At 57.0% G+C, this 7,321-nt stretch carries 4 protein-coding genes; all 4 read left to right on the forward strand.

Going from position 1 to position 7,321, the window contains the following annotated elements; all coding sequences use genetic code 11:
* The first annotated feature begins 114 nt into the window (after positions 1-114).
* A complete protein-coding gene (locus GSF27_RS17140) occupies positions 115-2,259 on the forward strand; it encodes a type I secretion system permease/ATPase (protein WP_160971286.1) in 2,145 nt (714 codons plus the stop codon).
* A complete protein-coding gene (locus tag GSF27_RS17145) occupies positions 2,249-3,643 on the forward strand; it encodes an HlyD family type I secretion periplasmic adaptor subunit (RefSeq protein WP_370462628.1) in 1,395 nt (464 codons plus the stop codon). The genes GSF27_RS17140 and GSF27_RS17145 overlap by 11 nt, the downstream gene beginning before the upstream one ends.
* 236 nt (positions 3,644-3,879) lie before the next feature.
* Positions 3,880-5,172 carry a TolC family outer membrane protein gene (locus GSF27_RS17150; RefSeq protein WP_370462629.1) on the forward strand — a complete coding sequence of 431 codons (1,293 nt, stop codon included), beginning with the start codon at positions 3,880-3,882 and terminating at the stop codon, positions 5,170-5,172.
* A 122-nt stretch (positions 5,173-5,294) separates the two neighbouring features.
* Positions 5,295-7,321: retention module-containing protein (locus GSF27_RS17155; RefSeq protein WP_160971287.1), on the forward strand; the 2,027-nt coding region annotated here is incomplete at its 3' end.

The following is a 7,321-nucleotide window of genomic DNA, read 5'->3' on the forward strand; positions in this document are numbered from 1 at the left end:
GTGAATTCCGCTCCTGGTTAAGGCCGGGGCATTTTAGCTTAATATTCGTTTACAATGCGCACAGCCGTGGCACATAGTAGCCACTAAATGCCTGCTGCCAGCCCTTTATAATTCATGACTACGATAGAGCCCAAGGTAGAACAACCCGTTTTCGATCCTTTGCTGACTTGTTTGTTACAGGTGGCGCGGATTGAGCATCGTCCCTGTTCAGAGGCGTCGGCGACGGCGGGGCTGCCGCTGGTTGATGAAAGGCTCACGCCGGAGCTGTTTGTGCGGGCCGCAGCGCGGGTGGGTTTGAAGTCCAGGGTAGTGGCGAGGGATCTCTCGCAGGTAGGGCAGTTGCTGTGCCCTGCGGTACTGCTCTTGAAGGACAATGAAGCCAGGGTGCTGGTGGAAGTGGATGCAGCCAGCGGCAGTTTCACATTGCTGGATACTGAAACTGACGGTCAGCAGAGATACAGTCTGGAGCGATTGCAGGAACTCTACAGTGGCTACTGCATTCTGGTGCGCCCGGCATTTCGCTTTGACAAACGTACCGAGATGGTCCGCCCCCGACATCAGCAAGCTCACTGGTTCTGGGGCGCATTGGCGGGCTCATGGCGTATTTACCGTGATGTGCTCCTCGCGAGCCTGTTGATCAATCTGTTTGCCCTGGCCAATCCGCTGTTCGTCATGAACGTCTATGATCGGGTGGTACCCAATGACGCGCTGGAGACCCTTTGGGTTCTCGCCATTGGTGTCCTGATTGTCTACGGCTTTGACTGGTTGCTCAAAGTGCTGCGCTCATATTTCCTGGAGGTGGCGGGCAGAAAATCGGATGTCCTGTTGTCCGGCTTTATCTTCGAGAGGGTGTTGGGGGCCAGGCTAAGTGAAAAGCCGGAGTCTGTCGGTGCCTTTGCCAGCCAGTTGCGTGAGTTTGAGACGGTGCGCAACTTCATAACCTCGTCCGTAATTTCGGCCTTTGTCGACCTGCCCTTTACCTTACTGTTTTTGGTGGTGATTGCCTGGCTGGGCGGGGCTGTGGTGATTGCGCCACTGGTCGCCGGGGTGTTGATTGTGGGTGTTGCACTGTATCTGCAGGGGCCGTTACGACGGGCCGTAGAGCAAAGCTACCAGTCTTCTGCCCAGAAGAACGCGACGCTGGTGGAGACGCTGGCGAATCTCGAAACCGTAAAAATTCTTGGGGCGGAAGGCCGCTTGCAGCGCAACTGGGAGCGGGCAGTGGGGCACCTGGCCTTGTGGGGTCAGCGCTCCCGCATGATATCGGCCTCTTCCTCATCCGTTGCCGGGGTTGCGCAACAGGTTTGTTCGGTGGCAGTGGTGGTAATTGGTGTTTACCTGATTGCCGAGAGGGAGCTTACCATGGGTGCCTTGATTGCCTGCGTGATGCTGTCGTCACGCGCGTTGGCGCCGCTGGGACAGGTGGCTGGCCTGCTGCTGAGTTATCACCAGGCCCACACCGCCTATATGGGCTTGCAGGGGGTGGTGGATAAAGCCCAGGAGCGCGATGAAGAGTCGCCTTTTGTGCAGCGACCTTACCTCTCAGGCGCCATCCGTTTTGACAGTGTCTCTTTTGCCTATCCGGGGGAGGAGGCTGCAGCCCTGAAGGGTGTCTCTTTTCATATCGCTCCCGGTGAGCGGGTAGGCGTGATTGGCAGAATAGGCTCCGGCAAAAGTACCCTGCAGAAGTTGATGCTGGGATTGTATGCCCCGCAGGAGGGTGCGGTACTGGTAGACGGGGTGGATATAAAGCAGATCGACCCGGCTGACCTGCGCCGTAACATGGGCTGCGTCCCCCAGGATGTCGGCCTTTTTTATGGCTCTATCAAAGACAACATTGTGTTTGGGGCTCCGCATGTGGAAGACGATGAGATACTGCGTGCGGCGACCATCGCCGGTGTGACCGATTTTGCCAATGCCCATCCGGCAGGCTTTGATCGCTCAGTGGGGGAGCGCGGGCAGGCACTGTCCGGAGGTCAGCGTCAGAGCGTTGCCGTGGCCAGGGCCCTGTTAAATGATCCGCCCCTGTATCTGTTTGACGAGCCCAGCAGCGGTATGGATAACGCTTCCGAAATGCAGTTGAAAGAGAATCTGGCCAGGGTGACTGAGGGCAAGACCCTGGTAGTGGTTACCCACAAGACAGCGTTGCTGACGCTGGTGGATCGGTTACTGGTTCTGGATCGCGGCAAGCTGGTGGCGGATGGGCCACGGGAAAGCGTGCTGGAAGCGCTGAAGAAAGGGCAGTTGCGTGTTGCATAACCTGAAAAAAGCCTTGAAGAACGAATGGACGAAAGAGTCTCCCTGGCGTTCCTGGTTTGAGCCCCGGGCCAGAGCGGAGGTCGATGACGTCAGCTATATCTCCTCAGCGGCGGGCATGGTCCTGGAGCAGTCTCCCCGTGGCGGACAGCAACTGCTATGGGCAATCGCTGCGTTCTTTATTGTGATGCTGGTCTGGGCCGGGCTGGCCGAGATTGATGAGTTCACCCGTGGTGAGGGCAAGGTAATTCCTTCCCGGCACGTACAGGTTGTTCAGAACCTTGAGGGCGGGATTTTGGCGGAGCTCTATGTTCAGGAGGGCCAGCAGGTGAAGCAGGGGCAGCCATTGCTGCGTATAGATGATACCCAGTTCTCCTCCTCCCTGCGTGAAGCCGATGTTACCCTGGATCAGCTGCGGGCCAGGCTCGCCCGCCTTGAGGCAGAAGCTGGCGGGCAACCGTTCGTCACCACTGGGCTCCCGGACATTGATGCTGGGGTGCTGCAGGAAGAGCAGGCGCTCTACACAGCGCGCCAGCGGGAACTGGCCAGCCGCAATCAGGTATTGCAGGAGCAGGTGATTCAGAAGAATCAGGAGCTGTCCGAGCTGCAGGCCAAGCGTAATCAGGTGGCTCGCAGCCTGGAGCTGTTGCAGAAGGAGTTGGAAATGACCCGGCCGCTGGCCGAAGAGGGGGCCATTTCCAGGGTGGAGCTGTTGCGCCTGGAGCGGGAGGTGAACGACTTGCGTGGCAGTCTTGAGAGCACCGAATTGTCCATACCTCGAGCCCGTTCGGCGCTGGAAGAGGCACGCCAGAAGCTCAGCAATGCGGAGCTGCTGTTTCAGGCTGAGGCCCGCAAGGAGCAGAGTGACGTCAAGGCCGAGCTCGCGCGCCTGCTGGAGACCAGTGGTGCTCTGGAGGATCGGGTCAAGCGTACTTTGGTGACTTCGCCAGTAGCGGGCTCGGTCAAGCAGATGCTGTTGAAGACCATTGGTGGGGTCATTCAGCCGGGCATGGATATTGTGGAAATCGTGCCCACCGAGGACAAATTACTGGTGGAGGCCAGGGTGCGCCCGGCGGATATTGCCTTTTTGCACCCGGGCCAGAAAGCCATGGTTAAAGTCACGGCCTACGATTTCTCCATTCACGGTGGCCTGCAGGGCAGCGTGGTTCACATCAGCCCTGACACCATTCTGGATGAGCACGACGAGAGCTTCTATCTGGTACGCATCGAGACCGATCGCACCTTCCTTGGCAGTGAGGAGAGGCCATTGCCCATCATCGCCGGGATGACAGTCAGCGTCGATATCCTGACCGGCAAGAAAACGGTGCTGGATTACATTCTGAAACCCATCTTCAAGACCCGTCAGCTCGCCTTGCGAGAGCGTTGATTTGCGCGCCATTCTGGTGCGCCACCTTCGGGCCCCAATCCGGGGCATTCTGCCTTCCCCAAATTTTTCCTGTTTTGCCTTAGCCCCGTGGTTAAAGGGCTGCGAGCAATCTGGCGGATATTACTTTTTCTTGATCTATGCTAAAAAGTGCTTACAGACCTATATCTTGATAATTAAAAACTTTGTAGAATCTCCCGAAAATTGTGTGACTGAGATCACATTTAGGGGGTTTTAGGGTGAACAAGTTCTCAAAAGTGGCGATTTCAGCGAGCTTTATGCTGGCTGGCGTCTCGCAAAGCTATGGCTTGACCCTGCAGGAGGCCGTCGACACTACCCTGCAGACCAATCCGGAGGTGCTCGCTACCCGCAATGAGTACCTGTCCAGAAGTGCCGAAGTGAAACAGGCCAAGTCCGACTACCTGCCTACCGTGGAGCTGGGTGCAGGGCTGGGGCGCCAGTCGCTGGAAAGCCCGGGTACCGGTGGTGACGAGGTAACCCTCACACGTCAGGAGGCGTCCATTTCGGCCCGCCAGCTGCTGTTTGACGGCTTTGCTACTTCGTCCGAGATCGAGCGTCAGTCCGCTCGCAGCGACAGCGCCGCCTTCAAGGTGCAGGAAGCCGAGGAAAATACCAGCCTGCGGGTGGCTGAGGCCTACCTCAACCTGATGCGTTACAACGAGTTGTTAACGTTGGCTCGCGAAACCCTCTACGAACACCAGAATATTCACGACCAGATGGTGCTGCGCAATAAGTCCGGTGTTGGCAGCAAGGCAGACCTGGACCAGATCAGCGCGCGCCTGGCACTGGCCTACAGCAATACGATTGCGGCACAGAGCAATCTGCTGGACGCCCGCACCAATTTTTATCGTGTGACCGGCCTCTCGCCAAACCTGGATGAGCTGAGTATGCCGGGATCACCCTCAGCGTTGCCCTCGTCACTGGCGGCGGCAGAAGAGCTGGCGTTAAAGCAACACCCCACCCTGCAATCGGCAACTGCCGACGTGGAGTCCGCCGAGGCTCAGTACCGGGCCAGCGAAAGTAATTACTGGCCCCGCCTGCAACTGGAGGCAGACAAACGCTGGGATGAAAACATCGATGGTGTCGAGGGTGACCGCGACGACCTGATCGTGGCTGTGCGTCTTACTTACAACCTCTACAACGGTGGCGGTGATAAGGCCCGTCGTAGCCAGACCGCCCACTTGGCGGAACAGTCACGGGATGTGCGCAATAACACCCACCGGCAGGTAGTAGAAAGTCTCAGGCTTTCGTGGAGCGCCTACCAGACCATTACCGAGCAGATGAAGTACCTGCAGATGCACGTGGAGTCTGCACTCAATACCAAGGCTTCCTACAACAAGCAATTCGATATCGGTCGTAGAACCTTGCTGGATCTGCTTAACACCGAGAATGAGGTGGTTGATGCCAAGCGGGCCCTGGTTAATGCCAGGTTCGATCACCTCTTTTCCCAATACCGGATATTCAACTCCATGGGGCGGCTGTTGCAGGAGTTAGGGAACTCCGCCTCCTGATCTGATGTTAAGCCGCCTTTTGGCGGCTTTGGTGTTTTAAAAGACAAGTAACAACGGACGATAGTGTTATGGCAAATGGTGATGTGGTGAATTCTCAGGCTCAGGCAAACGGATCCGGGGTTGTGGCCCAGGTTCTTGCCGTCCAGGGCGACGTGATTCACACCGCAGCGGCTGGCAAGAGTGCAGGTCGCAGCCCCCGCGTGGGCGATACCATTGCTGTTGATGACGGCCTGCGGACTCTCGGTGCCAGTGCTATCGTTCTTGGCTTTAAAAACAACACTGTCGTCACCCTCGGACATGATCAGGATGTAACCCTTGATACCAGGTTCCTGAACCTGCTGGAGGCGATCCTCGAGCGTGAAAGTGCTGGTGGTGTGATCAGCTTTGATCGCATTGAAGAGGCTTTGGAAAGCGGCCTCACCCTGGATGAAATCCTGCCTGCCACAGCCGCGGGTGAGGGTAACAGTAACCGTGCTAACACTGGCGAATCGGGTGCGGCGGGCATCAGGGTCGCTTACAACGCTGACGCCACCACTCCCGACAGTGGCTTTGATTCCTTTAAAATTGATGGTTATGAGAGCATTCAGGGGCTGCGTGAATACCCGGCTGGAGAGCTACAAACTGCGGCTACCCTCCCCAATACACCATCTACTATAGGTGGGGATACCAGCGGTAGCGGAGCGGAAGATGGCGGGGCTATCACCGGTACGCTGACGGCCACCGATCCCGACGGGCTGACTGACGGCAGTTATTTCTCGGTCAGCGGTTCGGCCTCCAATGGTACGGTAACCATCGATCCGGAGTCCGGCGCCTGGAGCTATACCCCCAACCCGGACTTTCATGGTGCCGACGGCTTTATCGTCACCGTCACTGATGACAAAGGGCATACCACCACCCAGGAAATTGCCGTCACCGTCACCCCGGTTAATGACCCGGCAACGGTCAGCTCTGCCAATGTCATCCTGACAGAAACCGATGCTCCCTTGACCGCCAGTGGCACCCTCACCAGCGTCGATATCGATAACGACGATAACGCCTTTACCCCAGCTTCAGTTTCCGGCACCTACGGTGATTTCTCCATTGATGCCAATGGTAATTGGGCGTTTACCGCCCACAGCGCCTTTGATGAGCTAAATGTTGGCAGCAGCTACACTGAAACTTTCAATGTCACCAGCATTGACGGAACACCGACTACTGTCCAGATCACCATTCAGGGCACGAACGACGGTGTGACGCTCAGAAACGCTATTCCGCACCAGGAGCTGGACGAAGACTTCGCAAGCTACACCATTGACCTGAACGCAGCGTTTGGTGATATCGATGCAGTCTCAGGTGAACTGGTCTTCACTGTCACTGGCAACAGCAACATCAGCGTTTCCATTGATGCCAATGGTATCGCCACCATCTCCCCGGCGACCCCTGACTGGCATGGTAGTGAATTGCTCACCGCTACTGCGACCGATGCCGGGGGCCAAAGTGCCAGTCAATCCGTTATTTTTAACGTGTTACCGGTAGCTGATGCCGTTAACGATACTGTAGCCACTAACGAAGATGTGGCTGTTAATGTCGATGTGCTGGCAAACGATACGTTTAGCGATACGAACGCTGAAGTGACATCCGTGAGTCAGGGTAGTAATGGCAGCGTGGTTATTGAGGCCGATGGCACAGTGACCTACACTCCGAACGCCAACTACAGCGGCAGCGATAGTTTTACCTATACGGTAACTGCCGGTGGTGTAACCGAAACGGCCACGGTGACGGTCGATGTTGCTCCGATTGTTATTCCGCCGCCTCCGCCACCTCCTGTAAACCAGGCGCCGACGGTGGCGCTGAGCAATACCACCACGGTTGTGGCGGAAGACCTGGATACGAGCAGCAGCGTGAAAGTCGCGGATATCACCGTGAGCGACGATGCGTTGGGTACCAATATTCTGACGCTGACAGGCGCGGATGCCTCCAGATTCGAGATCGTCGATAACGGCGGCAACCTGGAACTGCACCTGAAAGCGGGAGAGGCGCTGGATCACGAAACCAATGCCACGCTGGACGTGGTGGTCAATGTTGATGATGCGACGGTGGGCAGTACGCCGGATGACTCGGCGGTGTTGTCAATCACCGTCACCGACGTCAACGATGCGCCGAGCGTGAG

Origin of the sequence: Pseudomaricurvus sp. HS19 (genome assembly GCF_009857815.1) — a bacterium.
In the GTDB taxonomy this organism is placed as follows: Bacteria; Pseudomonadota; Gammaproteobacteria; order Pseudomonadales; family Cellvibrionaceae; genus Pseudomaricurvus.